This is a genomic window from Ruminococcus callidus ATCC 27760, assembly GCF_000468015.1.
Classification (GTDB): domain Bacteria; phylum Bacillota; class Clostridia; order Oscillospirales; family Ruminococcaceae; genus Ruminococcus_C; species Ruminococcus_C callidus.
Genome location: NZ_KI260355.1, coordinates 31751 through 56870 on the forward strand (window position 1 = coordinate 31751; position 25120 = coordinate 56870).

At 39.3% G+C, this 25120-nt stretch carries 20 protein-coding genes and 1 pseudogene; 4 read left to right on the plus strand and 17 right to left on the minus strand.

What is annotated here, in order from left to right; all coding sequences use genetic code 11:
* The first annotated feature begins 25 nt into the window (after positions 1–25).
* The 4 genes from RUMCAL_RS05040 (at position 26) to RUMCAL_RS16210 (ending at position 4308) form a co-directional block, all read left to right on the plus strand.
* Positions 26–778: a hypothetical protein gene (locus RUMCAL_RS05040; protein ID WP_021681521.1), complete on the plus strand. Its 753-nt coding sequence runs from the start codon at positions 26–28 to the stop codon at positions 776–778.
* Between the two features lie 165 nt (positions 779–943).
* A complete protein-coding gene (locus RUMCAL_RS05045; protein WP_021681522.1) occupies positions 944–2116 on the plus strand; it encodes a DnaB-like helicase C-terminal domain-containing protein in 1173 nt (390 codons plus the stop codon).
* 253 nt (positions 2117–2369) lie between these two features.
* Positions 2370–3338 (plus strand): DnaA ATPase domain-containing protein, encoded by a 969-nt coding sequence (locus RUMCAL_RS05050; protein ID WP_021681523.1) that lies wholly within the window; start codon positions 2370–2372, stop codon positions 3336–3338.
* 58 nt (positions 3339–3396) lie between these two features.
* Complete coding sequence (locus RUMCAL_RS16210; protein ID WP_021681524.1) at positions 3397–4308, plus strand: hypothetical protein; 912 nt, start codon at positions 3397–3399, stop codon at positions 4306–4308.
* 164 nt (positions 4309–4472) lie between these two features.
* Here RUMCAL_RS16210 and RUMCAL_RS05060 read toward each other — a convergent pair.
* The 17 genes and pseudogenes from RUMCAL_RS05060 to RUMCAL_RS05135 all read right to left on the minus strand — a co-directional run.
* A pseudogene (locus RUMCAL_RS05060) lies at positions 4473–4889 on the minus strand (recombinase family protein); the annotation flags it as partial.
* On the minus strand, positions 4825–5763 hold the full coding sequence (locus tag RUMCAL_RS14435; protein WP_021681526.1) for a recombinase family protein: 939 nt from the start codon (positions 5761–5763) through the stop codon (positions 4825–4827). The pseudogene RUMCAL_RS05060 and the gene RUMCAL_RS14435, both read right to left, overlap by 65 nt.
* A 5-nt stretch (positions 5764–5768) precedes the next feature.
* Entirely contained in the window at positions 5769–7316 is a 1548-nt protein-coding gene (locus RUMCAL_RS05070) for a recombinase family protein (protein ID WP_021681527.1), read from the minus strand.
* An 80-nt stretch (positions 7317–7396) separates the two neighbouring features.
* Positions 7397–7558 (minus strand): hypothetical protein, encoded by a 162-nt coding sequence (locus RUMCAL_RS15395; protein ID WP_156902423.1) that lies wholly within the window; start codon positions 7556–7558, stop codon positions 7397–7399.
* Positions 7559–8265: 707 nt separating this feature from the next.
* Positions 8266–8700 (minus strand): RNA polymerase sigma factor, encoded by a 435-nt coding sequence (locus RUMCAL_RS05075; RefSeq protein WP_021681530.1) that lies wholly within the window; start codon positions 8698–8700, stop codon positions 8266–8268.
* 474 nt (positions 8701–9174) lie between these two features.
* On the minus strand, positions 9175–9537 hold the full coding sequence (locus tag RUMCAL_RS05080; RefSeq protein ID WP_021681531.1) for a helix-turn-helix domain-containing protein: 363 nt from the start codon (positions 9535–9537) through the stop codon (positions 9175–9177).
* 72 nt (positions 9538–9609) lie between these two features.
* Positions 9610–9978 (minus strand): sporulation initiation factor Spo0A C-terminal domain-containing protein, encoded by a 369-nt coding sequence (locus tag RUMCAL_RS05085; RefSeq protein WP_021681532.1) that lies wholly within the window; start codon positions 9976–9978, stop codon positions 9610–9612.
* Between the two features lie 171 nt (positions 9979–10149).
* Positions 10150–10551 carry a hypothetical protein gene (locus RUMCAL_RS05090; protein ID WP_156902425.1) on the minus strand — a complete coding sequence of 134 codons (402 nt, stop codon included), beginning with the start codon at positions 10549–10551 and terminating at the stop codon, positions 10150–10152.
* A gap of 113 nt (positions 10552–10664) precedes the next feature.
* Positions 10665–11738 carry an RHS repeat-associated core domain-containing protein gene (locus tag RUMCAL_RS05095; RefSeq protein ID WP_021681534.1) on the minus strand — a complete coding sequence of 358 codons (1074 nt, stop codon included), beginning with the start codon at positions 11736–11738 and terminating at the stop codon, positions 10665–10667.
* Between the two features lie 106 nt (positions 11739–11844).
* Positions 11845–12258 (minus strand): hypothetical protein, encoded by a 414-nt coding sequence (locus RUMCAL_RS05100; protein ID WP_021681535.1) that lies wholly within the window; start codon positions 12256–12258, stop codon positions 11845–11847.
* Positions 12259–12306: 48 nt separating this feature from the next.
* Positions 12307–13680, minus strand: coding sequence for an RHS repeat domain-containing protein (locus RUMCAL_RS05105; protein WP_021681536.1), 1374 nt, complete (start codon positions 13678–13680; stop codon positions 12307–12309).
* 332 nt (positions 13681–14012) lie between these two features.
* The gene (locus tag RUMCAL_RS05115; RefSeq protein WP_021681538.1) at positions 14013–20678 is read right to left on the minus strand and encodes an RHS repeat-associated core domain-containing protein; all 6666 of its coding nucleotides are present in this window, start codon (positions 20676–20678) and stop codon (positions 14013–14015) included.
* A 111-nt stretch (positions 20679–20789) separates the two neighbouring features.
* Positions 20790–21377, minus strand: coding sequence for an accessory gene regulator B family protein (locus tag RUMCAL_RS05120; RefSeq protein WP_021681540.1), 588 nt, complete (start codon positions 21375–21377; stop codon positions 20790–20792).
* Entirely contained in the window at positions 21377–21529 is a 153-nt protein-coding gene (locus RUMCAL_RS14985) for a cyclic lactone autoinducer peptide (RefSeq protein WP_169725985.1), read from the minus strand. The genes RUMCAL_RS05120 and RUMCAL_RS14985 overlap by 1 nt, the downstream gene beginning before the upstream one ends.
* Positions 21530–21680: 151 nt before the next feature.
* A complete protein-coding gene (locus tag RUMCAL_RS05125; RefSeq protein WP_040647093.1) occupies positions 21681–22964 on the minus strand; it encodes a sensor histidine kinase in 1284 nt (427 codons plus the stop codon).
* A 2-nt stretch (positions 22965–22966) separates the two neighbouring features.
* Positions 22967–23698: a LytR/AlgR family response regulator transcription factor gene (locus tag RUMCAL_RS14440; protein WP_021681544.1), complete on the minus strand. Its 732-nt coding sequence runs from the start codon at positions 23696–23698 to the stop codon at positions 22967–22969.
* 210 nt (positions 23699–23908) lie between these two features.
* Positions 23909–25009, minus strand: coding sequence for a tyrosine-type recombinase/integrase (locus RUMCAL_RS05135; RefSeq protein ID WP_021681545.1), 1101 nt, complete (start codon positions 25007–25009; stop codon positions 23909–23911).
* Between the last annotated feature and the right edge of the window lie 111 nt (positions 25010–25120).

The window sequence follows — 25120 nt, forward strand, 5'->3', positions numbered from 1 at the left end:
TTGATTATTTTAAGGAGAAATTCTAATGAAAGAATATGTTAAAATTATAAAGGCTCTTGAATTACAGCATAATAATCCTCAAACCAAAAAAGGCATTGACAAAACAATGGCAGATTCTGATAACGGCAAGATTCGTTCCATCTCAGAACACGTTGCATGCATGATACTTGCAATGTTAACTGCTAACCGACCTTATGAACCAATCAAACAGCATTTAAGTCAACTTGAGAATATATTCATGAATTATGATGCAGACAAACTAATGAATGCCGATCCGGAACAATTGATAAAGTCAGTCAAAAGCATTCGATGTGGTAACATGAGAATCAAGTTTCAAATGTATGCCTTAAAGCATAACATATCATATTTGCGGCAAATGCAGCAGGAACATGGAAGCATTGATGCCTATTATCATTCAATGACTAAGTATGACTTAGTTAAGACGTTAGATAATAATTTAAAAGAAATGAGCGCCACGCTTATTTCTGAATACTTACCGAGTGTAGGTATTGATCTTCCTAAACCGGATAGACATATTCAACGCATACTTGGCAGCGAGAGACTTGGATTTTCAAGCCGAAAAATGGCATCTATTCAAGAGTGTTATGAGGTTATTCATGATTTTGCAGTTGCAACATCTGAACACGAAAGGTACATTGACGTTATTTTATGGTCTTATTGTGCGGAAGGTGAAAAGAATATTTGTTGTGCAAGTCCTCGGTGTGAGAAATGTGTAATTAGCGAGTATTGCAACTACAAAGGAAAAAGTGAAAAATAAATCAAGCTCTAAGAAATTAAATTTTATGGGAATATTAAACATCCACGGCTACGGCGGTTCACCTCATAACGCAGCTTATGCCGCATTACAAGCAAATAGAAGAATGATTATTTGAAAAGAACGGTTTCTCAATACAAGAAGTCATTATTATAAGGAGTAATTACAATGAATCAGATCACAACTTTCAGAGATACATATCGCTTTCTCAAAGATACACATCGCTTTCTCTCCAACTTTTATCAGTATCCGTTCACTTACAAGGGACTTGTGTATCCCAATGCAGAGGCAGCATTTCAGGCACAGAAATGTTCTTCGGATGCGGACAGAATCAAATATACACTCCAGAAAAGTCCTGTCGAAGCCGAACGAATGGGCAAGAAAGAGCCTAATCTTCCGTCAAACTGGGACGAAATATCCTATGATATCATGTTTGATATTCTTCGTGCAAAGTTTTCCGTACCGGAGTTGGCTGAAATGTTAGAGTCTACGGGTGACACTTATCTGGAGGAGATCAATAACTGGCATGAAAATCGCTGGGGAAGATGCACCTGTGAAAAATGCAGAGAAAAAGAGGGCAAGAATTGGCTTGGAGAAATATTGATGCGTGTACGCCATATGAATAGAACCAAATATATGCATATAGAAAACTTAGAAAAAATCACATCACATCTGAACAGACCTGCTCTCATTGCATTGGCTGCACGTCCGGGTGTGGGAAAAACAACTCTTGCAATGAATATTGCAATTTATGAAGCAGAGCATTACAACAAGAATGTTGTTTACTTTTCGCTTGAAATGTATGAAAAACAATTATATGTCAATTATAACATACAAGGTAAATCATCCATACGTATTATTGATAATTGTCTTAATGATTATCTTACAGTATCACAGATGAAAGAAAAACTGCAAAATCTGGGAAATGTAGATTTAGTCATTATAGATTACTTGCAGTTGATAAAATCTGAATCCGAACACAAAAAACGGCTTGCTTGGCTCTTTGATATTGGAAGAGAACTGCATGATCTTTCACAGGAACGAAAAATTCCGGTTCTCTTCTTATGTCAACTTCCCAGAAATATAGACTATCGTACAGATCAACGCCCGTCTATGCAGGATTTTAGAAACTGGATCGGTCTTGAACAACTTGTAGATATTGAGATGCTCCTTTATCGGAATTCTTATCCGAAATGCGGTGAACCATTTTACTATCATTACTATCATTTTGATCCCATTATAGAATGCAATATTGCTAAAAACAAATATGGAGAAACCGAAATAATTCCATTGAACTGCCGACTTGATTTCAAAGTATTACAATCAAATAATGAAGTTTAATTAGGAGCTGATTATATGATTTTTATCACAGGCGATTTGCATGGGTATCATGATATAGCTGTTTTTATAGGTGGTCTATTATGAATATTTATCCGTACCATTCGGCTTATCCTGCCTATACGGTAAAAGGTAATGATATATATGAGTACCATTCAGTTTATCCTGCTTATACGATAAAGGGCAATGAGATATATCCGTACCATTCAGCTTATCCTGCATATACAATAAAAGATAATTGATCGGGGGTCAAAATATGCAGTATATCAAACGAGGCAGACAGTATACTTTTGATGGTTTTGAAGTCACCAAATTCAACAGCAAAGCCTTTGATGCCGCAAAGAAATTTGCTGAGAACGCTGATTCCAAGCCTTTAGCGTTATTCGGCGGTACAGCAACCGGCAAAACGCATCTGCTCTATGCAGTCAAAAACATGATTGAGCAGAATGAGCCTAAGTTGACGGTGATCCTCACCACAGCAGCAGAAATGCGAACTTCGCTGGTGAATACTCTTCAAAACGACGGTACAGCGGAGCAGTTTCGTGAAAAGTATATGCAGGCAGATGTTCTGTTGGTAGACGATATTCAGGAGCTTGCACGTAAGAAAGCGATTCAGAATGAGCTGATTTTGCTTTTCAATTGGTTCTATGAGTCGGGTAAGCGTTTCATGATGACTTCTTCTAAGAAGGAAGCTAACTGCGGAATGCGTAGCCGGCTGGTCATCCGTTCATTCTGGGGAGATTTTGCAGTAATTTCTAAGGCATATATCCATGCACAGTTTCCGTCTGATCATGGACGAACCGAAATACGTAACACTCTCTTAGAAAACGGCAAATATCTAATTGATGACTTTGAACTCGACAGCTTCAAAACGTATTATAAAAATGTTTGGAAATACTTCAAAAGATACATCGGACTTTTTGATGTGGATCGTAAAGATATTCAGCTAATAAACAATCTGAATGATATCCTGAACCTATTACTATATGAAACACCTTTAGAGGAACGGGAACGCCAGACTTGTATTTTATTCACAAAAGCATTGCTATACACCATATCAACATACGATATTTGTATATTCAGAGGCGGCTTCTACAGCGAAGGCGTTCTTTACATTCCATTGCCGCATCATGCAGGAACAAGTGATTTAGAAATCAAAATTGATGAGTTTGATGAGGAATTTAATAAATTCTGTGAGGAATATCAGGAATATGAGGATTTCTGAAATTTTTATCAAAAAGAATAAGAAGAATTGGCGTTTTGATTTATGATCGGAGGTATTGATGAACGTATCTGTTTATTCAAGAGAAGCCATCGAATTCATTATTGCAGCCGGTAACTTTCCGAAGAATACTGCTGTTATCAGCTTTTACGATCCGGCGATAAAGCGTATCGACGAGGACTACTCCCACGTTGATTACAGCGGTGTCTGCAATACAGTTTTTTACAGCGAACTGGACGACCTTGACCTTGATGTACTGAGACGCAAGGGATATACATACGATACTTATTTCCCCGAAGCACCTGATATTGCCGCCTTCATCTACCGTGCATACGATATTGGTATGAATATCATATGCCAGTGCGAATACGGTCAGAGCAGAAGTGCTGGTTGTGCAGCGGCTATTTTGGAATATTTTTATCAAAACGGTATTTCTGTATTTGCAAATTATAATTATTATCCCAATCAGGTTGTGTTCCATAAAATTTATGATGCACTTGTAAAAATAAACCCTGCATATTGCAATAAATATCATTCAAGCAAATTAAGCACAGGCATTGAAGCTTTGTTACTTAAGCAATCTTTAGAAAAAAATGATTGTTATCATTCATTGGAAGAAGCATATTTTAGGCTTTGTCATGGTATTGCTAAAGTTAATGTTTCTTTGCATATCGATAATGCAAAGGTTTGTCACGGAAAAAGCATGGGAGAACATAATGTTGGTGTGAAAACAATTTTTAAATATTACGACAAAGAGATACCTCTTATTATTTATATGCCTAAAATAATAAAATATATCAAGTCAGATAATCAGGAGTATTATTTAGGAACAATAGGGGCTTCAATTGCTCGTTTCAGAAGACCTCATGCTTCGGTTTCCTTTGATATACTTGGAATTATGGAACAAGATGAATTTAAAAAACCAGTCATAGACAGAGCAATCATTACGAATATCAAAGTGGCACCAAAATGAAAGAAACATGGCGGTAACTAATGGTTCAGAAATTTATAAATTTTCAGCAGAGATACCCTATATTGACTTATGTGATATTTTGTTTATTATTGTTTCATAAATTCAAACACCAGTTAAACATCAATATCAAACTAAAAGTGCCGTAAACTGCGAATTTACGGCACTTTTGCTGTTGATGTGTTTTCCTTCTCGAAGATGACGCCGATTCCAAGGTCTTTTAATTGCCGCACATACTCCAAGCAATCCACAGTGTTTCGGGCGAATCTTGATATTGACTTGGTAATCACAATGTCAATTTTCTGCTTTTTACACAGCCGTATCATTTTCAAAAATTCCGGTCTTTTCTTTGCTTGAGTGCCGGAAATTCCTTCGTCGGCAAATATGCCAGCCAGTGTCCATTCCTTTTTGCGATTGATCAAATCCGTATAATATGCGATCTGAACCTGGTAGCTGTTTTGCTGCTCCTCCTGTTCCGTCGATACACGACAGTATGCCGCCACTCTAAGCTGATGGTATTTATCCCTGTTTTCCGTAGTTTGCGGCTTTGCAGGAATTACCCTGACATTGGGCGCTGTGGTCATTTTGCATCTTCCTTTCTATGATATTTTTGATGACAACGCCATTGATAAATTCGATTTCAACGGTGCAAAAATGGCTTACCAGAATCCGTGAAATACAGGATTGCAGTAAGCCAATGTCAAGCGTATTCAGTTGTTCATGACTTGCAAGAACTTCTCGCAACTGCGTTGTTTTCTGCGGTTTATTGCTGTAGGTACAGCAGTCATATTTCAGTTCTGCAAGCTTGCATATTTCTTCTTTCGCACTTTCAAAATCAACATCAGGAGTTTCCATCAAGCGGCTGATTTCATTCTGCTGACGGGTTATCTCAATACTCGGCGTATATCTGCTGATTTCTGCATCAGCATCAAGCAAATTGGGATTTGCAATCACTGTATTCAGAACAGCGACGATTATTCCAATCAGCATCTGATCTGTAATTCTGTGGCTGAATCGTGAGCATTCCGGATTGCGGCAGTCCCATTTTTCAGAGTGCGTATTGCCGCCGATTCTTGAAATCCGATGACCGCATTCCGCACAATATGTAAGACTGCGGATTGCCTGAAGCTCCTCAGAAATCTCGACGACTGTAGTCGATTTAATTTTCTTCCGCATATTTGCTCTGCAAAACATATCTTCATCAATGATTGCAGGATAGCCGTTTCTGCCCAGATACTTTTCATTTTCCAGAATCCGCTTTATCATGTTTTTGTTCCACACAAAATCGATGCCATTGTAAGGAATGCCTTGACTACTCATCCAATTTGCAATGGCAAGCAGGGAACTGCCGTTCAAGTAAGCCTGAAATATATTCTGCACGGCTTTACTTTCCGTTGGCTTTGGCTGAATTTCTCCGTTCCGCATCATGTAGCCAAATGGGATTGTTCTGTTTTTCATATATTTTACACCAGCCTTTCAGTAAATTTCAGACCGCCGTACAGATGGAATTCCAGTTCATTCTGGTTAATCACAATAATTTTCTCAACCAGACTTTCGAACATGATCTCATTGAATTCCGTCATCAGCTCCATGCCGTTTTCAATGATTGAAGCGATATCCTTGATTTGATCTATCATATCGTCCTCATCATCGGAGCGCACGATTTTATGCTGTTCACGGCTGAGTTTGTTAATCTTGGAATTGAGTTCAGCAATTTGCTCAAGGTACTTTGCTTCGTCCAGAAATCCTTTTGTTTTCAGCCGGGCAAGTACGTGATTCTGCTCCTTAAGTTTGGCGATTTCCTTTGCAATCTCCATGTACTGCTGATTGCCGCTGAATTTGCGGTTTTTCAGCTCCTGAAGCTGTGAAATTATAGGAGGAAAAATCATGCTGTATTGCGATTTCAGCTTATTGTAAACCCGCATAAACATTTCATAAATTTTTGATTCTGGCAACCGCTGTCCGCCGCACTTTTCCGCATTCTCATTGTGCGTTCTACATACCCAGTAATATTTTTCACGACAGCGTTTCCTTTTAAAAGTTGCACCGCAAAAAACGCAGATAAGCTTTCTGGACAGCGGATGTTCACAGCATGCAGATTGTGCTTTTTGTCCCCGAATCGCCAGCAATTCCTGCACTTTTTCAAAATCTAACTTATCCACAATGGCGTCATTGATTCCAGAAACATAATATTTTTCATACTCTCCATGATTTATTTTCTTCATATATGGCAAAGTTGTCGTTTTATACGTCTTCTGAAAAACCGCATCGCCAATGTATCTCTCGTTCGTCAAAATATATTTCACGCTAAAAAATGACCACGCCGATTTACTGATACTGCTTGGAATTTTCAAATCATTCAGTATATTTGCGATTTTCGTAATTCCATAGCCGCTTAAGTACCATGTGAAAATATTTCTGACAATTTTTGCTTCTGTTTCATTGATTTCCAATCGTCCATTGCAGATGGAAAAACCATAGGGCGGACAGGAGATTTTATAACTTCCATCTGCCATGCGTTTTCGATTTGCCCACCGCATATTCTGGGAAATCGATACCGACTCTTCCTGCGCAAGACCACCCATCAGCGTGATCATCATTTCATCTGAAATATTCGCCGTATCGATATTTTCCTTCTCAAAAAGTACCGTAATTCCAAGTGATTTTAGTTCCCGCAGAACGGTCAGGCATTCCTTGGTATTCCGTGCGAAACGACTTATTGATTTTGCTATGATACGATCAATTTTACCTCTGCGGCAGTCTTTGAGCATCCGCTGAAACTCCTCACGTTTATCCATTCGGGTGCCCGTTATGCCTTCATCAGCGTATACCGAAATCAATGTTTCCGTTTTACTATCAGCAAGGAAATTTTCATAGTACCGCATCTGCGTCATGAACGAATTCAGTTGATCTGTGGAATCGGAACTGACTCTACAATATGCTGCAGCCCGGATTTTCTGCTCCTGTTCCAATGTAATTGTCGGCTGAATTACCGTTACGTTTGGATTCACTTTGCTCCCTCCAATCTGATTTTTTCACTACATACAATACCACTTTTTCTTGAAAATTGGTATCATCAAACCCACTGAAATCACGCCGCTAAAGCTGTGCAGAACTGACGAAAGCAGCCCTCTTTGTTTAGCGCATTCAGCTGTTTCAGTTGTTCTTCTGTCAGAATTCCCTCGGCAAGCAGTTTCTCTGAAATCTGTCGGAGAATCCCATAGGCATATTCGGCTTGTCCGTACTTGTTCATTTTCCTCTTTCCTTTACACATTTGTACCTGGAACATAAAATTTTTCCCGATCTTGTATCTGCCCAGATACATTTTCGGCAATTTTCGCCGTAATGAAATTTTTTTCTTCTATGCAAAATCAGATTTCTGATTTCGTTCCAGCTTAACTTCTCTTTCAACTTACCACACTCCAATTCATTATATATAACGCAAATGCAGGAAAAAATGCTCCTGCACTTGCGTTATATCCGCACTGATAGATTTGATTTGCCTTAGCAAAAAACAGTGCGGTATAACTTTAACGTTTTGCCTTCGTCTGATTCCTCAGACGATTTTCCGTGATATTTGTTCTTAACACCCGTCACGGCGGAACATCGGAAACGACTGACAGCGTATCAGTCTCATGGAAATCTCATCCCTCCGAGGATCTCCCGGAGCCGCCCTCATTGCCTGATTCCCCGACCAAGGGGTGCTATGACTGGACGGAAGTAGCATTATCCTCCTGCGTTTCATCGCCGTTCCGAAAAGCTATTCCGGATTTGGAAGCTGCATATTTCTCGCTCGCTCTTTTGAGGTCGTGGCGTATGGCTTCTGCGGCTGACGGGGTTTATTCCGCCCGCAGGATTCATGTATTCCCGATGCTGTGTATTCAATTTTCAAGATACATGAAATTCGATTTTTATCTCCTTTCGCTTGTATAGGGGAAGAAGTCGGGAATTTGATACCCTTTATTTTATACTTTCTAAAAGTTTGTGCAGATCGCACAGAATCCTCCTTTTCTTTTTGTTGATATTTTTCTGGCTGATGCCATAGTATGCTGCGCATTCTCGTTCTGTTTTCCCCTCAAAAAACAGCATCTCTATCAGTTGACGATCTGATGCTGATAATAAATTGAGACATTCATAAAGCTTTTCCGTGAAAAGCTTACTTATCACCTCTTTTTCAACGCTGTTTTCAATTCTAAATTCTCTGAAATTCTCAAACGTACCATCATTGCCGCCAATTAACGCTGAAAACTGAATTTCATGCTTATAGAACGAATCATCATTGTCATCCATATTCCATTGTGACCTATTGTAATATGTATAGACTTCCTCACTGACTTCAATGTCAACATATTCTTTTGAAATTGTATCATAAATACGAACTGTGCTTTTCTTCATTTTCTCACCTCCGTTTGATATATAAGGTTTTAAATCAAACGAAGGCTATGGATACTTGGCAATGCTGCACTGCCATACTTGAAAAAAGGGCATAAAAAACTCCATCCCGCTTTTAAAGCAGAACGGAGTTTCTCCGAAAACAAAAAAGAGTAGGAATTGACAATAGCTTTAAAAGCTGCTTGTCAAACTCCTACTCTATATTTTATATACGTGGTGTCTGTACTAAGTCAGAATATATGATTTTGATTTCTTGACGGCACTTCCAACATTTGATTACAACCATGCAGGACACATAGTGCTGTGCCAAATTTTCATCTGTCACAATATCAAATAACCTACCATTACAAAACGGACAACGTACCTGATGCTGTGATTTATGTTGCCTTTCTTTCACATTTGTTCGTTCACCTCAATTTTAACTACCTAGCTAAAACAACTGCAATAATTTTGCGGATTGCTCCGCAAAATTATTGTTCATTTGTTCAGCTGTTCTATGAATAGTTTCCAATCTTCCTCTGTTGCATCGGCATCACGGGCAGTCCGCAGTGCTTGCCGCACTGTTTCACTGGAGGAAACATATACGGCAAGATCAGGACTAATTTGCCCGCTTACCTTTGCATACAGATCGTACAACGTTTCTGTTTCAATTTTGTTCAGACACAAAACCATTGCGATTTTGTCCAGAAGCTCTGTGCTGGGATTCGTCCGGACACCTCGTTCCAATTGAGAAAGATAGGCGCCTGAAATCCCAAGCGCTTTTGCAAGCTCCTGACTTTCCATAGAATGCTTTTGTCTTTGTTCAGAAATGAACTGACCGAAGGTTAGATCGTTGGTCATGTTTTTCCTTTTGAGTTGATTCAATCGGTAGAATTCGCTTGAAGAAGCTGATCTTTCACCTCAGATTTGCGGCTAACTTGCGCTTATTGAACAAGTCACCGCACACATATTGTGAATCAACATGCCCCTTTTGACGTTTTCAGCAATTGTCCAGATCACCTCAGAATTGGAAGGCCGACCGAAGGAATGTGGAAAGAAGTGATTCAATTTGTTTTTGTCATAGGTGATTTCAATGGCATAACGTATGGTGTGTTCGATGCTGGCAACACTTTTGTTGTGCTTTTCTGCTATGGTTTGATACATCTGCATTACAAAAATGCTTGAATCTTGAAGTGCCAAAATGGCAGCTTCTTCGATGTAGTGACTGCCTTTTAGGTGCATGGAGATTCCGAAGTCTTGGGTTATGATTTTTGTGATTAGTTGTTTTTCAACTTCTTTCATGTACTTCAACTCCTCTCTTAGAGTCTTTTATTCTTTGGTGCATTGGGGTTTCAGATAGTCAACGCCAACAACTTAAGGATATGTTGGCATTGTTCAGAAAGTTCGCAATGTCTGTTGTTACAGTTTCATTGACGGAAATATATGCAGTAAGATCGGGGGGCAATTTGTATTTTAAAATTGTACATTTAATCTAGATGGGATATCAGTGAGTAATACAATCCTATAAACTGACTCATCGTTATTCTTCAAAAAAACATAGATTCTTATTTCGTATTCTATTCCTTGATATTGACTAAAAACAAAATTAACATAAGTGATTTCTTCACTATTTAAATTAAATTTTAAAAGATAATCTTTAATTTCTTCTTTGTATTTATTATCTTTATCATATGAAGGAAGTGGATTATAGTCAATTTTATACTGATAGTAATCTCTATTTTGAAATTCTGAATCAGTTATTTCATAGAATAAAACGAGCCTTGTTTCTACAACGTAATCTTCCACAAAATTACCTTTTAATTCTACTTCATTACTACACAAATTTATTGGCAAAATTTCTTCAAGTTGACTCATGGAGTAAATATCCCTAGTACAACTTTTAATGCTAACCATTATAATAATAAAAATGATAGTCAAAGAAAAAACCGTACGCTTTATAACCTTACGCATTCTAATCACCTATAATATTACGGCATTGTTGTTCGACTTCGCCAATTGTCATAATACTCATTTCCCGTTGATGCGTGACTAAATGTTTTATGGTTCTCCGATTTCTCATATTCCTTCTTTGTTTGACTGATCATATTTACTATTGAAGGAAAAACATGTCCCAATGATTTAGTTTGTGTTGCTTTATCATGTTCAGTATACAACACAAATCCTTGAGAAACTCTATAGTTACCTAAATTACCATTTTTTATAAACCTAAATATATTATCGCCAGGAACAGAATGAACGACTGTTGTTCCACCTATAGGTTCACGATAATGTTTTCCATCGCAAGCTACCAGTGCATTAATACTTGAGTGATCAAAAAGTTGAGATGCTACATTATTTTCAACATCTTGATGTCCTGATTGGCAAGACAAAAGATAAAGATAACCTATTTCTTTTGAATCCATTTCATCCAACTTCATATTTGCAACGCCATCTTCATTTCCATGTAAATTGATTATTACACTATCAGAGTATGTCATATCTATACTATTCCAAGCACTAGAAAAATCTAAATCGGAGTTTACATAAATACCTTGAACATCTTCTCCATATATTCGCCTTATTTGAGTACTATTGATTTCATATGCAGTTTTCTGATCTTTACCGTAAAAATAATAGTATGTTTTCCCGCTTGGATCAATATAGAAAATCGGATTATTTGCGCAATAAGTGTAGCGATTTAGACTAAGTGGATCAGTATTCTCGCCAGCATAAGAGTCGCGACTAATAAATCTACCAATCGTCGGGTTATAATACCGTGCCCGCAGGTAAATCGTACCCGTTTCCGCATCATAGTACTCACCGCAGTAACGGAACGCATTGCTGTCCGAATCATCAATGTTCTGTTCGACACCAAACGCATCATACTTGTACGACTTTGTAATCGCACCCTGAGCATCTGTCAGATTAACAATATCCCCATGCGCATTCTGCGTATAATACTGATAATCCGTCTTGACATTACCGCTCTGCTTGCTGAACTTCGCCAGCAGATTTGTTCCACGAACATAGACCTCGGCATTGTACCAGTCACTTTCGTCCATGTCTGCCACAATCTGCTTGTTTGCATCCCAAATGTGGTTGGTCGTTTTGCCGTTTACTTAATGTAAATAGTTAATCATGGCTCAAAAGTTAAAACTCAAACACTTTTCAAATCAAGAAATCATCAAATTCAAAGATTTTACAAATCACTTTTAATTTATCTCCAGAATTGAGCCAAATTTCCACTCCTATAAATTCCAATAAATTCATTGGACTCCTGTCGATGCTGTTTGATTTTGCATATTCAACTTGTTCAAGTCTTAAAAGTTTATCATAAATATTTGTCGTATCCATTAAATTACAACAAATTATATGATGACCACTTCCCCAAAACTTGCAGCAAGTCATTTCATAATACAACACGTCCTGAAAACTTAAAGAAGATGGGACTGTCTCCGCACTCTTTTTTTTTATTTCTAACTCTATATATTTTTTTTCGTAATCGTGCTTTATCCCTTTAAATTCAAAATCATGTAAACTAATGTGGTTTATTAAATACGAATTTCTATAATCAACTATCAAATCAACATAACCTCCTTTTTGTCAGCTCATGAAAATTATTATAAAAAATTAATATCCTCTGTACATTGATGCCCATGGTTCTGGCATCACCATGCCTGCCTTAAAATGTGATTCTTCACTTTCATCATGTTTGTTATTCCATTCTGGCATCATGCAATGATAATGCGATCCATTTTTATAGTCCTCATCCCATTCAAATATTGCTGTTTGTTTACAATATCCCCATTTATAAATCATCCCATTCGGTGTTGGATACGGATATTTTTGCATTCCAACCGGATTAAAATCATCAGGATTTTCTGGAAAAATAACAGGGTCATACTTTTTCTTATTTGATGTTATTGTGATATCTTTTTCTTTAACATTTTCCTTTGCCTTTTCAAAAGAATCAGACCACTTGGAAAGATAGGGGTTGGCTGTTGAATCATAAGCTGTAGAAAATTTTGACTTAGTGTTTGATGTTTTCCCATCCATTTCAGGAATTTGCGTTGCTGATTTTATAGTATTTAAGCTATTAAACAAATTTGATTTAATTGAATTTGATGCATCAGTCAGCGATTGACGTGTCTGAGGATTGCTTACAACCTGAGCACTAATTGTTAATGCACATATAGAAATAGCGCCTAAGAGAAGATATCCAAAATAAGGAATTGCAGGATTATGTCCACTTGAGTCCATATACAAAATGGGATTATTTTCACAGTATGTATACAAATTTAAACTCAGCGGCTCTTTGATTTTACCAGCATAACTATCTCGTGAAATAAACCTACCCATACTCGGATCATAATACCGTGCACGTAGATAAATCGTACCCGTTTCTGCATCAAAATATTCACCGCAGTACCGGAACGCATTATCATCCGCATCATCGACATTCTGCTCGACACCAAACGCATCGTATTTGTACGACTTCGTAATTGCACCTGTGGAATCCGTCAGATTAACAACATCGCCGTGAGCATTCTGCGTATAATACTGATAATCCGTCTTGACATTACCACTCTGCTTGCTGAATTTCGCTAGCAGGTTTGTACCACGAACATAAACCTCAGCACTGTACCAGTCGCTGTCATCCATGTCCACAACAATCTGCTTGTTGCCGTCCCAGATATGATTGATTGTCTTGCCGTCGACTGTCTTACTCGTCCGCAGTCCATCTGCGTTATATTTATAACTCGCTGTTGTCTCTCCATCGGTAAATCCGATCAGCTGATTCAAACCGTCATAAGTATTTATCTCTGTCTTACTCTCTGCGGTTTTTGTGATCTGATTTCCGTTGGCATCATAGGCATACTCATTGTTTTCAACACCAGTATCTTCATAAAAAACATTTGCCAAATCCAATGAGCTACTAGCTAAATCATTTGCAGTTGCAGCATCGAAATCATTTTCAAATATTTTAGTTTCTTTCCGAAGCAAGTCTGTATATCATTTACTGTTTTTAATGCTATTTCTATGATTTTACAACATTTTATTAAAACGGTAAATCAAAATAAGGTCACATATCAATGGGAGCAAGTACATGTAAATCAATCCACTGCAAATCATTTTGATATTTTCAGTAGTAACATTCTCAAATAATGATCCAATAAAAACGATTCCTATAGCAGGGCACATAAAGCTTTTAATAACCATTATTATTTTCTTCTTGTAGTCAATTTCGGAAAAAGTGATTTTGAAAATCAAAACAATCATTAAAATTAAATTTACTACCGGAACAAATGCCATTTTTGTCTTTTTCAACACAAATATCACCATCTCAATTCAAGATTTACTCCAAACACATCAGCAACACCAACTTTAACGCCCTTTTTACTTGCAGTTAATGTTGCCCCTGCAGCCATCCAATTTAAACCTAATGTAATGTCTAGATCACCTAGTTTCAATGTCGCAGAAGGAGACCAAAAAGATACCATTGCTGAAGCTTCAATTCCATCTGTTGACACACCAGCAGCAGCTTCTGCTGTCCCCATATCAAATAAGGAAAGTTCAAAGTGCTCCCATTCCCAACCACCTGTCATTGCTGAAAAGCTATGTTTACCAGCACTTAGCCCCCAACTATTAGAATCTGGAGAATATCCTAACACTGGACTGCTTTCCTGCTCATAAGCAAATACTTGACTATGAAAAGGACCGTCATATATTTTTCCCCTTTGATCATCATACAATGAATATGTTCCATCATCATTATAATAATCTTTAAGAGCAGGATAAGGGCCGTATTGATCAGGATATTCCATGTAGACATCCTGTGGCATTGCTTCTATACTTGTTGGAGGTAGATATTCTGCTGGATTAGAAACATCATAATTATATATGTTATAAGACGAGTTCCATTCTTGTGCCCATTCCGGAATATATTTGTTTCCACTTGGATCAATTAAAAAAATAGGATTATTACAACAGTATGTATAAAGATTCAAACTCAAAGGGTCTGTATTTTTACCTGTATAACTATCCCTTGAAATAAACCGTCCAATAGAAGCCTGATAGTATCTTGCTCTGAGGTAGATTGTTCCGGTTTCTGTATCGAAATACTCACCGCAGAATCGGAATACATTTACATCTCCTGTGTCCGGATTTATCTCCACGCCAAACGCATCATACGTATACGACTTCGCAACCGCACCAGTTTCATCGGTCAGGTTCACAATATCGCCATGGGCATTCTGCGTATAGTACTGATAATCCGTCTTGACATTGCCGCTCTGCTTGCTGAATTTCGCCAGCAGATTTGTACCACGAACATAAACCTCAGCGCTGTACCAGTCGCTGTCATCCATGTCCACAACAATCTGCTTGTTGCCGTCCCAGATATGATTGATTGTCTTGCCGTCGACTGTCTTACTCGTCCGCAGTCCATCTGCGTTATATTTATAACTCGCTGTTGTCTCTCCATCGGTAAATCCGATCAGCTGATTCAAACCGTCATAAGTATTTATCTCTGTCTTACTCTCTGCGGTTTTTGTGATCTGATTTCCGTTGGCATCATAGGAATATACCGTTTCTTTTGTACCGGTGTCTGCGGTAGAGTTGGTAATCAGCTCTGTGGGGCTGGCTGCCAGTCCATTGGCAGTTGTAGCACTGGAAGTTTCCTCGACTGTCTTGGTTTCCTTTTGCAGCAAGGCGGTATAATTACCGTTTGCATCATTGTAATCATAAACAGTCTCATATTCTTCCGTACCAGTAGCCGTCATCTTGGAACGGTTGCCGTAGTCATCATACTCATACGCATAGGTGTCCATTGTTGTGCCATTGGAAACTGATTCTTCCGTCAGCCGTTTCAACCCATCATACTCGTAGGATGTTGTCTCTATTATACCACTTTCATTGCGTACTTTGCAAGCATCTGAACCATCTAAATAGTACGAATATTCATAACTGGATATGTCGGAGTTTCCAGACTTGGTAACAAGTTTTGTCACCTTGTTGCATCCATTATAAGAATAGGTCGATACCACACCATTTGCAAGTGTTTCAGAAACCTTATTGCCATTTGCATCATAGGTATAAGTTGCAGTCAAATTACCGCTTTCCTTTACCTGAGCAATACGCATTTCAGCATCGTATTCATATTGCGTGGAGGAATACATTGTTTGATGATTAATACCAACCAGCTGCTCCTTCGCATACTGAGATACACCCTCGTAGAAATAGCCCTTAAAAGATTTTGGGCTAAGTTCCTGATAAACACGTCCCAAGGAATCGTACTGATAACTTGTCTGTACACCATTGGCAGTTTTACTCCGCACTCTTCCCATATTGTCGTAAACATAAGATTTCGATACATTTTTGGAAGTATCACTGCAAACAGTATTTGCTGTCAACACACGATTCAGAGCGTCATAGGTGTTGGTCGTCACATTGCCGTTGGCATCAGTTGATGTCAGCACATTGCCATTCAGATCATAGGTTGTTGCACCAGAGTTATAGCCTGTGCTGTCAGTCGTTCTTACCAAATGTCCCCACGCATCATATTCATAATTCGTGGTCATGTAGTCAGAATCATTTGCACTGTTCAGACCGGTTTCCATCTTGGTTTGAATACCGCCATTGTTGTAGAAATACTTGGTGATATTCTTTTCAGAAGATCCTGTTCCGCTGAGTGTTACCTGTGTCAGCAACCCCTGTGCATTGTACTGATTTTCAGTTACACTATACTTTACTGTATCCGAATCCTGCTTTTGAACAGTTTGCTTTGCCAGCGTTACATTGCCATTCTTGTCATACTGATTTTCCGTTACAGAGTAGTTGACAGAACCATCTGATTTAGTGTTGAACGGTGTGTAAGTCTTAGTAACCTTGTTCAGATAACCGTATTCATATTTCGTGATGTTGCCCAATGCATCTGTCTGACGAGCAAGCTGCCCGTTGGCATAGTATGCACTAGTCCGCTTAGTTTCACCATTTGTTTTTTCGTAAATTGTATGTTCCTTGATATCGGTCAGCGTTTCGGAAATAACCTGTTTGTCCTCGGTAATGTAGGTTGTTTTGGTTGTTTTCAGTCCCTTACAGGAGTGAGAAGCTGATGTATCAAGAGCCGTATAAATGTCGAAATTGTACCCTGCAAATTCATAGGATGTTGCAGTAAGAATCTGCTTGATTCCGTTTTCGCCTGCTTGGAAATAGGTTGCCTTTTCTCTTTGAAGACCATCATACGCCGTCAGATTCATTGTGCCGTCTGGATTGGTTTTCTTGATTACCTGTCCATACGCATCATACACATAAGAGGTAACATTACCTTCTGCATTTGTTTCTGATTTTTTGTTTCCGTCCGGATAATAAGTTGTCAAGCTGCCGTGGCTCTTATCCGCAGAATAATTCGGTGTATACTCCGCAGTTTTGCGGCTCAGCAAATCATATTCTGCAACGGTAGTCGCCGGTGTGCTTCCCGTTCCGTAATCTCTAGTAACTGTAACATTGTTGAACTTATCGTACTCATATTCCTTTACAGAATAAAGATTTTTGGAAATGTCAAAACTGGTGGTTTCCTTTGACACTTGAAGTTGTGCATTATACTCATAAGAAACTGTATTTACAACAGTATTTCCATCCTTCAGTGTCTTGGATTTTACCAGTCCTTTTCCAACGCCATCCTTGTAGTAATCATACTCAGTTACATTACCTTCGGGGTCGGTTGTAGCACGAATCAACCCTGCAATTCCACTCACATAACTATCAGCATAATATTCATGACTCGTGATTGCATAACTTGCCTCATTCGCTGCAAGATACTTCACTGGATCAAAATTGTCTGCTGTAACTGTATTGATATCAGTTTGAGATAATGGATGCAGACTGGTTGCTTCTTTCAAAAGCCGAGTTCCATTCGAATCATATGCTTTGATAGTTGCATTCCCAGATTCGTCAACTTCTGCAATAACACTGTTTTTATCATTGTAATTGGCAAGTGTGTATGTGCCATCTGCATTGGTGGTCTTGATGACATTGCCATTCGCATCACGGTCGTACTTTGTCGTATTACCCATGATGTCAACGCTTTCAGACATTTCGTCATACTTGTTTTCGTCATCAATCATGTTATAGGTGATTTTATCTACGTCGTATGTTTGACCATCAGTTTCAACAGTATTTGTCTTGACGGCATATTTTTCATCATAATCATATGTAAAAGTCTTGATAAGCGTATCGCCATCATACTCTTTCAGTCCTGTTTGTTTCTGTACTTTATCATAGGTATACACCTGTTTCAGACCAGATGCATTGGTCAGCCAGTTCACAGAACCATTCTCGTTGTACACGATCTGGTCTGTCATTTCATCGTAGCAGTTGGTGATTTTGCAAAGTCTGCCGTTCCCATCATACTCATATGTTTCAGTACCGCCAGAAACGCTGGTTGCTGATACCAACTGGAAATCATTGTTGTATTCGTAAGTGACAGTACGTTCTGCTGTGGTATCTTCTATTTTTGTAATGCGAGAATGTTCTTTATTGCCATTGTAAGTAATCGTGTAAGTTCTGCCTGTGGAATCCGTTACAATTCTCTGGTTGTTGGACATGGAAGAGATGGTCAGAATATTGCCCTCTGCATCCTTGACCCAATCCAGTTCGCCGTCTGCATTGAAGTGATACTGAGACTGAGCGGCATTTGTGATGGTGTATTCATTGCCGGACTTTGTCATGGTGCTGTGTGCATTCAGGCACTCAAATCCGCCGTTTCCATCATCCTTGAATGTGGTGTTAGATCCATCTGGAAGAACTACCTGATAGTAACCCTGTGCCGGAATTACGATCTTACTCACATCGATATTGAAATCCCAGCCAATACCAAAGCTGCCTTCCTCATCACTCATGGAATTGTAAGTGCGGACAAAATCGGAAGTGACACCAGGAGAAGTTACGCTCAAATCTGTAAAAGATTTTGTGTAATTGCCAGTTGCAATATGGACACCATCGCCAATCTCCCAGCCCTTACGGTAGAGGGTGTAATCCGGAATATCATACGGGCGGAACCATGGTCTGAACCAGTAGTTTTCTTCTGTGAAATCATTCAGGAAATAAATACCCTGGCAATAACCTTCTTCATCCACATAGCCAAAATTAAACGTGCGCTCTGTATTCAGCGAACCATCTTCATTGTTAATGTAGGTTTCACAGTTGTCCCAAAGAACAGTCTGTTTGCCGCCTGCATAACCAAAATAAATTGTCTGTGTACCAGAAGAATAGATAGACTTATCGCCGGAAGCTTCGTTTACTTCCCATGTTGGTCCGAGGAACCAGATATTTCCGGCTGTCCATTTGCCTTCCATGTCAGTCAATGTGATGTATGTCCAGTTTCCACCGACCATCAAGGTATCATCGCTATTGGTCAACTCAATTGTATCATAGCAGTTTGCCTGACCAAAATCAAAGCAGTTGCCAATGGCAACCATACCGCCGTTCAGATTCATCAGCTGACCGGTATTACCACCCCAGCCATCCGGCGATGCGGTACGAAATACCAGATTATTCTCAATCAGAAGTGCTCCTCCGTTAATATCCAATGTTGCGCCGTTTCCAGACCAGAATTGCGGCATATCGGTTGTGAAGGACATACAATCTGCAACATAAAGAGCGCAGCCGTTCAGGTCAAAATTGGTATCATGAAGATTGAAACTGTAGGGGAACATACCGTCTGACAGCATTGTCAGATTTCTCTTAAATGCATGATCCCAGTCCAAACTTCCGGTTTCTGGTTGAGCATCTGAAAACCAATTAATATCGAAATCGTCAATGATGCCACTGTTGTCCTTATCCATGTATTCATAGTAATTGCTGGAGCGATCTCTCAATTTAATTTGTTCATTTATTTTGTCAATGCCTTCATTGTAGTCCTCTGCATCTACCTTTCCATCATTTGTATAGTAATGGTTATAGACAAATGCAGGGGACTCGTAATCCCGTGCTGATTTAACAATGCTGGCAAAATCAGCCAGTTCCGCCTCTGTTGCACCTGTATCTTTCTGTTTTAACTGTAAGTCATAGTAGTTAATAACTCCGTTATTATCCAAGTCATATTGATATATATCCAACTGGTTCATATCATAGAACTCATTTTCATCGAGTTCTTCATACAATCTATAAAAATAATCCCAATCGGCATCGCCTACAATCCCATCTCCATCATGATCCATACTTGGATTAAATCCAGGATCACCACGATAAGCGCCGTAGCAGCTTTGCACATATGCCAAATCGCTGCTATTGATTACATCGTCGCTCCATTGGTTTGCATTGTCCTCATTCCATATCGTATCACCGGGCACAAGTGTTACCGTATCCAGCGAATCACCAGAGCCAATCTGGAACGAACCTGTTCCGAAGTCCTTCAGGTAAAACGGCAGATAACCATCGCACTCAAACTTCACATGATGCACGCCGGAGCCAGTTACAGTTGCAGTGTATTCTTCGCCTTCGGAAACCTCCCAGCTTTCAATTTCATTCCAATCTCCGTCAAAAATACGCACATAAATCGGTGTATTGTCGGAAGCAGCATGACCGTTTACTGTACCTTTCTGTACTTTACCGGTAATAGTTAAGGCAGATGTATCCTGAACGCCTGTTGCTTCTTTCAAATACTGAATATATGATTTTGCAGTGAAATCCCATGTAAAATCAGATGCAGACTCAGTTTCAGCTTCAACCTGTGCTTCTGTTCGGCTGCTATACGTCATGATATTCTGCTCAACCGATTCCGGCAGCTCAAAATAATCTACCTCGCCAAGTCCCTTTGTCGCTTCTTCAAATTCTTCCGCCAACTGATCAGCATTTTTCATGCCTTCAATTGCTTCTGCTGCAGAAGCGATAGTATCCGCGTGCAGAATGCCTTGAGATGCACCGTCACCAAAAACCATGATTTGTCCGACAAACATGAGAGACATGACTCCGGCTAATGTGCGTGTTAACTTTTTAGCCATCAATATCCTCCTTTTTAATTTTCATGTTATATACTTTTTTCGACAACCCATGTTTCAAAAAATGCAAGATTTTATACCCAAAGTATAGATATAAAGCCTTGCATTTTACGTTCATATAGTTGTTGTTTTTCTTTTATGATTCATCGCAACACCGATGATAATCATCCATGCTTCTGTAGACAATCCCAGTACAATTGTTGCGGCAATCTGTTCTTTCAAAAAGATTAAAGAGAATATGCTAGCCGCCGCTTCAATTCCCAGAACAATTCTTGTTCGCTTACGATACACGTATTGTTCTGTATCATCTAATGGATTATTTTCCGTTTCCACCGGAGCCAGAATCCAGATGACAATACTTGCAACCACAAGTAAAATAACGGATGCAATCGGATTAATTGGAATCCACTTAATTACCGCAAGCAAAATCGCAATCATGATGGTAGAATTGATATAGCATCGAAAGGGACTGTCTGCATGATGACCACCAGCGCTGATCCGAATTGGTATGTATGCTGCATTTAACAACATGCAGAGAAGAAGCTTTTGAAACAATATGCCCAACAATAACGTCGTTATCACGTTCAGAAGCAGCATCATGCCCTGAAAAAATCCGTACACGTACACGTCTGCATCTGCTTCGGAAATAATTCCAGCACAGATTAATTTCCCTGCAAACCTTTTAGACAAATGTTCCAGCATCAGAATTTACGTAGCTTCTTTACAGACTTCGGCATTTTCGGTTCATAGTCCCACCACATACAAGCCTGTCCGGCACTGATCTGCGAAGTTTTCTTTGCAGCCATAGCAACACCTGTCAGCAAACTTTTTTTCAAGCTTTTCTTCTCTCGCATTTTCATGACCTCCTGTTCATAATTTCAAGATATCTTGCACATGCAGTATACCATGCCTGATTTGGAAATACAAGAGATTTACGTCAAATGGTCGTTTTTTTACGTCAAATGGTCAAACGGACAAAAAAATACCGGCTTTCCTGCCGGCATTTCAAGATTTGATCGGAATCGTCACGGAAACCTGAAACAATTCTTCTTTCGTCCTGACGGATACCACACCATGGTATTTTTCCACAGTTTTCCGCACATTGGATAAGCCAATTCCCATATGATCCTTTTTGGTGGAATGCCATTGCCGCGGAGAAAGATCCGCTGCTGCCTGACAAGTATTTGTCATTCGTAGGGCAAGAAGTCCCATCTTCTGACACAAAACCACCTCAATTCGTTTTACCGAACGATCCAGTTCCATACACGCATCTATGGCATTATCCAGCAGATTAGAAAAAATTGTCGTGGTATCCATATCGGACAAAAATTCCATGGGAAAATCCTCAATTTCCAGACTGAGCTGAATCGCCTCTTGTTCACAGCGCCGAGCGGCTGTATTCAGGATTATCTCTAAAATTGCATTCTGATTCCGAATTCTCGGCTGTAGTTGCTTCGCCGCCGCGGACAGATCGGAAAGATATTGTTCCCCATCCCGTGTGGATTTTCCCGCGATCCATGCCTGTAAGGCTGTAATGTGACGGTTGATATCGTGCGCCGTTTCACATGTCTGCTGATAGAGCTTCTGTAATTCCCGGTACATTTGCAGCTGGAGCTGCTGATGCTGCTGCATCAGGTCAGTCTGACGTTCTTTCTCCCGCATTTGAGAAATTTTATGGAATATATAAATAATATACAAATCCAGTCCTAAGAATCCCGCTAAAAACAACAGCATAGCCCAACCGGAGGATTTTTCCTGTGCTGTAGCAGAAAAATATGCAAAAATCCCAACTTCAAACAGCACCACCAGCACATAGAACATGACCTCGTGCCACCGGATCTTAAATTGTTCCTTGGAACGAATCAAAATCTTTGCAATTCTTGTAAGGACGATCTGGAGAATCCAGTTCCAGATATGATGTTGCCAGACAAGCGCTGTAGTTCCTAATGTTATTGAAATTGTATTTTGGTGAAATGCTGATACAACAATAACACCCAGTGCATCTGCACTTAATGTGAGCATTGCAAATAACGCTGTATACATAAATAAAGCAGCTTTATTGCAAGAAAACAACAGCCAAATTATTAGCAAAATAATGCAGCATCCTGAGATAAAATTCAGTGGTGAAATCTGTAAATACACAATTAAAGCTTTTGAAATCACTGCTGCTGTGATCAGCAAGATTCGTTTTACCATGTGGGTGGAACGAACAGGATATTTCCCATATAATAAATAAAAGCAAAGAACGACATTCAAAAGTAAAGTCACACAATCTAAAATATACTGCATAGTTAAAAATCTCCATTTGTCATATAACGATTTAACGCATCAAATACTTCTCCATATCTTCTGCGAGAAATCAGAATCACATCGTCATTTTCCATGACGAGCTTTTTATTTTTTCCGTCAATCTCCCGAATATGCTGGATGTTTACCAAAAAACTCGGATTCGGCATCAGAAAGTAATCGTGGTTTATAATACCATATACATTTGTGATACTGTCTTTGATGATATAATATTCTTTTCGCATTTGCACCCGAACCGTGCGATCCTGCACATAGCAAAAATAATAAATATCAGACATTTCTACATATTTACAGGAGTTCTCTGTTGACAGCTGAAAATATTCCTTGGGCATCGCATTTGTAATGCTGCGCTGGAAACTAAGATACTCATCCAGCACTTGAAAAATTGCAACTTTCTCCGTCGGTTTTGTCAGATATGCAAAAGGGTGAATTGTCATTGCCTTCTGGATATAGCTGTCGTAGGATGTGATATAGATCAGCGCAACCCACTTATTCCAGGCACGCAGTCGTTGCGCGGTTTCAATCCCATTAATGCCATTCATCTGAATATCCAGAAATGCGACATCGATCGGGATATTACATGACAATAGATCTTCACCACAAAAAAATGGAAAAATCCGGTATTCCAGATTTCTTTCCTGAAAAAAAACTGACACACAGGTTGAGAGCATTACAACCTGTTCTTTTTCATCATCCACAATAGCAATCCGAATCATTTTGTATCTGCCCCTCTTTCTTTTTACAAATCATACCACAAAATCAACCAAAAATCAAGCTGTATAAACAAATTCCAGCATGGTATAATATTTAAAAAGAAAAGGACAAGCTTTCGTCAATTCCGCCCATACATGGATAAAACAAGAAAATACATAGAAACCACGTTGCTTTCAAAACAAATACTGACAAGAATCTGACGGCAAATAAATTTATGCTGACAAACAAAGTCTGCTTACATAACTCCGCTTCATCTGCATGGAAGAATGCACATAACGGTTCAAAGTAATGCTGGCGTCCGCGTGCCCCAGCAGTTCACTGAGTGTCTTTGGATCGAAACCGTTTGCAATACAAACCGTGGCATAGGTATGTCGAAGCAAATGAAACGGTACATTCCGCAGCTGACAAGCTTTCAAAACCGCCTTAAAGCGATATTGCATCGTTCTCGGTTCTTCAGGCTTTGCCGTGCCAGAAAGCAAAAACAGCTTGCTATCTTTTTTCTGCTGTGATAATAAATCCAGCAAAAATGCCGGAATCGGTACAGTTCTAATTGATGTTATGCTCTTTGGAGAACCGATAATCACCTCGGAACTGCCACGCTTGTTGATTCGCTGAACAGTTCTTTTCACGGAAAGCGTTCCGTTTTCAAAATCAATATCGCCCCAAGTCAGGCCGCATAGTTCTCCCACACGCAAACCTGTGAACAGACACAGCAGAATCCCTAAGTTTGTTCTGGTAAGGTTGTGCAAAAGATATTGTTCCAGCTGTCTTCGCTCTGCCGCATTCAGCACATCCAATTGTTTCTTCTCCGCCTTGGGCATAGTGAAATTTGTAGATTTTACGTTGTATTCCTGCACTGCATACTGCTCGATACTGCGATACACACGCATCATATCCCGTACTGTCTTTGCTGACAATCCCCCTTGTCCATTCAGCCGACCGAATTGCATCTTGCTTTGAATAAAGCTGTTTAATTTTTGCGTGGTCAGGCTGGAAAAATATTCGCCGCCCAGTGTCGGCAGAATGTGCTTTGCAACGATATTTGCGTAATTCGCATAGCTTGCCGGCTTCACACGCAGCTTTGCCGCTGCAAGCCATTGTTCTGCCGCATCCCGAACCGTAAGTTTTAAGTTGGAAACTGTCCGCTCTTGACGAACAGTGTAGAACTGTGTCATTTTTTCTTTCACACCAGATAGTGTGCGGTCATAGACAGATTTGTACTTCAGTTTTCCGTCTTCTTTATAACCAATTGGTACACGACCTTCGTAGCGTCCATCTTTGCGTTTGTAAATATTACTTCCTTTTCGAGCCATAAAGCAAAACCTCCTGACAATTTTTCAGACGGCGAAACCGTCCGATTCTAACGTGAAAAACAGCTTTTCGTTGCCCTGTTCACAAAAAAATTTGGAAAACCTCTTTACATT